The 2,811-nt window shown below is 41.0% G+C and carries 5 protein-coding genes; all 5 read right to left on the bottom strand.

The genetic code is table 11. The annotated features are described in order from the left end of the window. Window positions 1–88: 88 nt before the first annotated feature. A complete protein-coding gene (locus tag AABK37_RS40975; RefSeq protein ID WP_432557109.1) occupies window positions 89–391 on the bottom strand; it encodes a hypothetical protein in 303 nt (100 codons plus the stop codon). 108 nt (window positions 392–499) lie between these two features. After that, window positions 500–850, bottom strand: a complete 351-nt coding sequence (locus AABK37_RS40970) for a hypothetical protein (protein WP_432557108.1) — start codon at window positions 848–850, stop codon at window positions 500–502. Further along, window positions 828–1,787 (bottom strand): ShlB/FhaC/HecB family hemolysin secretion/activation protein, encoded by a 960-nt coding sequence (locus AABK37_RS40965; protein ID WP_432557107.1) that lies wholly within the window; start codon window positions 1,785–1,787, stop codon window positions 828–830. Before AABK37_RS40965 ends, AABK37_RS40970 begins: the two co-directional genes overlap by 23 nt. Window positions 1,788–1,819: 32 nt before the next feature. Further along, window positions 1,820–2,428, bottom strand: a complete 609-nt coding sequence (locus AABK37_RS40960; RefSeq protein WP_432557106.1) for a POTRA domain-containing protein — start codon at window positions 2,426–2,428, stop codon at window positions 1,820–1,822. 91 nt (window positions 2,429–2,519) lie between these two features. Further along, complete coding sequence (locus AABK37_RS40955; protein ID WP_432557105.1) at window positions 2,520–2,699, bottom strand: hypothetical protein; 180 nt, start codon at window positions 2,697–2,699, stop codon at window positions 2,520–2,522. Window positions 2,700–2,811: the final 112 nt, after the last annotated feature.

The raw sequence follows: 2,811 nt of genomic DNA, 5'->3' as shown, positions 1-2,811 counted from the left end.
TGAGACGACTGAAGCATTTATTTATGTTGCCATGATTCGTTTGATGCTAAAGCAACTTGCGTAATTAAAATCACCTATCTAAAACTTCTCAGACATCCTCTAACTGCAACTTTTTGACTAGGTCTTCTACATCACCGCGAGAAACATACTTTTGAAAATTTTGTAGTTGTTTAACATTAGGAATTTTCAGGATAACCTCAATTCTATCTTCTAAAACAAGTGGGTACACAAAAGCTGTGTCCTTAGCTTTTTTATCAAGAACATCATCAATTTTCTGTAAGTTGTTTTCAGGGCAAGCTAGACGCAGAAAGTTTTCAAGTTCGACTGCTTGCAGAGAGGTAATTACTGTGCGAGCTTGAGAGAGGTAAGTTTGCTCAGGGTTTTTTTCCAATAGTAATAAATCAACTTATTCGCGATAGACGGTTTGGATTTCCTCTAAAAAGGACAATTGTGCATCTGGGCTACCAGATGCTAACTCCCGACGAAGAAATTGCAATGTTTAAAAAGCACCTCCATATGCTTCTCTTGCTTTTTTTATGTCTTGAAAGTCCTTTTGTACTTGTTTAGCTTTTATCGGTTTGTAAATGCGTCCTAATTGCCACTGCCATTGATATGCTATGTCTGGGGCTGGAATAGATTGAGCTATGAGCAGTCCTTTCTGAGTTGTTTTTATAGCTAAATCCCATTGTTTTCTGTCTTCATATAGCTTACCCAGATAGCCCAGAGCATAAGATTCCGCCCTTAAATCGCGTAGTTTTTTATCTTTTTTACCTCCAGCTTGCTCAATTGTTTCATTAAGAAAACTTTCAATTTGTTGATATTGAGCATCAGATAAATTGCGAAGTCGCATCCAGTTTTTGACAAAATTTAGCCTTGATAACAGAAAAATATACGCCGTTTTCTTGTAAAGTTCTTTCATTTGAATTAATAGAGATGAGGGGAATTCCCCAGTCAAAGCGGGCATTTAGAGAATCGCCCATCCTAAATCGCAAACCGATACCAACAGATGCTAAGGTGTTATCCTCAGATTCTGCTGTCTCAAAGTTGTTCCAAATCGTACCAAAATCTACGAACGGTGCTACCTGTAAAAGCCCTTGTACTCTGGGAATCCGTAGAATCGGCAACCGGAATTCCGCAGAACCAAAAGCACCATTATCTGATAGCAATGCATCCTGACGGTATCCTCTAACACTTGCCAAACCACCCAATCCAAATTGCTCTGAGGGTACAAGTCTTCTATCCGACACTTGTATATCACCCCGAAGGACTAATAAAGTATCTCTTGCAAAGCTACGCACCCATTGTGCTTGTCCTCTCCATGCAAAAAAGCGACCATCTGGTTCAACTTTATTAACAGTGGCATCCAGTGCATCAAGTCCAAAATTGAATTGAGAACGAAGTGCCAAAGCAGAATTATCACCGCTTTGAATCCATTGCTGAAAGAAACGGAGCGCTGATATGCGAGTACGTCCTTGATTGTCAGCTCCTGGTGAAACGGGAAAACCTCCAATATCTTTAAATCCCAAGGAAGTCTCAATTTGGAAATGAGAGGCAGTGAGTCCAAGGGTGAATTCTTGAGTGGGAGTTTGAATAATTGGATGGCTGAGGGTGAGTTGGTACTCCCGCGATTCTGATGAAATATCTAATATGTCAAAGGGTTTCTCAATAATTTTGCTTGAGGTGGTGTTATAGCTGAGAGTTAAAGTCGTGTTTTGGGGAGTTAGGGGGAGAGCGTAGTTAAAATCAACTTTATCGCTGCCATCTGTATTAGCGTAAGCTACACTCAAACTATCTCCAATCCCTAACAAGTTGTCTTCTCTTAACTCAGCCCATCTTTTTGATTTAATCGCCGAGTTCCAGTCACTTTGATATCTTCAATGCTACCCTCAACAATCTGAATCCTCACCACACCGCCTGTTGGTGCGATCGCCTGTTCTGGGATCAAAGCTCCAGAAGTGATGTAATCTTTCTTGATATAAAAATTGGTAATTGCAGAACGAACTTTAAGCAGTTGAGCAAAGGTGAGTTTAACAGCTTTATCTTGCTCACTTCTTGGTAGCTTAATGTCAAGCTTTGGATCTTCACAACCAGAATTATCTTCAGGTTTTGGAGAATTGGGAGCGGAGTCATTCGTTACACAATTCAAAGCATCTTCAATGACTTTGAGTAATTCTTCGTCTTTGAAAACTGTGTTTCCTACAAATTCCAACCTTGTAACTATGATTGGGAAGTTCTCAGGAAATTCTGCTTCTGGTGATTGTTCTTGTTGTGGGGTAGGTGTGGTAGGGAAAGGATTTTCTCGAGGAGGAGAAGGTAAAGGATCTTGTAACTGTGGAGGTGGTTCAGAGGTTGGGGGTTTAATGTCTTGGGGAGGAGGTAAATCTGTTGGTAAGTTTGGCGGAAGGTTTGGTGGCGGAGCTTGAGCCACTTCAATAGCACGTACACTTGTAGGTATTAATTAGCTGAGAATCAGTGTTAATAGGGTGAGTGCAAACTGAGCTTGACAAATATGCCAACACTTATTTTCCATAACAACCTCTTGTGAATCGTTGCCAAGGACTATAGGAAGAAGTTAATTGAGAAGGGTTTGCAGCGAGAATAATTTCTCCTTTTGGTCCGATTTTTACACCTTGGGCTTCTACTATTGGGGCGGGGGAGTTGTTTTCTGGAGGTGTGGCGATCGCCCCACTCTCTCCCAAAAGTATGTCACTATTAACCCAAGTTGCTAGTTACTATGCATAGGCGATCGAGGAAGGGGCACTTAAGCAATAAAATCCCCTCCAGTCAGAAAATTAGGAGGGGTGTATGCTA

It is taken from the genome of Tolypothrix sp. VBCCA 56010 (assembly GCF_050875635.1).
In the GTDB taxonomy this organism is placed as follows: Bacteria; Cyanobacteriota; Cyanobacteriia; order Cyanobacteriales; family Nostocaceae; genus Hassallia.
Note: the sequence above shows the minus strand (reverse complement) of the source record. Positions and strands in the feature narration are given on the sequence as shown.

What these genes read in the sequence shown, in the direction of transcription:
- AABK37_RS40970 (WP_432557108.1), bottom strand. Translation starts at nt 850, where the DNA reads ATGCGACTTCGCAATTTATCTGATGCTCAATATCAACAAATTGAAAGT.